At 56.0% G+C, this 259-nt stretch carries 1 protein-coding gene; it reads right to left on the bottom strand.

Features of this window, described 5'->3' with window-relative positions:
- A partial coding sequence (locus FN960_RS24340) for a cytidylyltransferase domain-containing protein (protein WP_438799992.1) occupies nt 1-259 on the bottom strand: 259 nt, incomplete at both ends.

Genomic DNA, 259 nt, shown 5'->3' with positions numbered 1-259 from the left:
AGTTCCTGTGCCATCAGGGCGCGCACTTTTTCCAGGCATGCTGGGGTGTCGACGCCCGGACCGGTTGCGGCAACCTCAAATGTGCGGATGTTGATCCCCGCGCTCATCAACCGCAGCTGCTCCAGTGATTCTGCCTGCTCCTGCATGGACTCCGGTAACTGGCTGTAGTTTTGCAGCACATCGCGACGATAAGCGTAAATACCAACGTGTTTCAGGTAGCGCGCTTTTTCAGCATTACACGGATACGGAATAGGCGAAC

This window comes from Alkalicoccobacillus porphyridii, from assembly GCF_007293315.1.
GTDB lineage: Bacteria > Bacillota > Bacilli > Bacillales > Bacillaceae_D > Alkalicoccobacillus > Alkalicoccobacillus porphyridii.
This window is presented reverse-complemented; position numbering and strand designations above follow the sequence as displayed.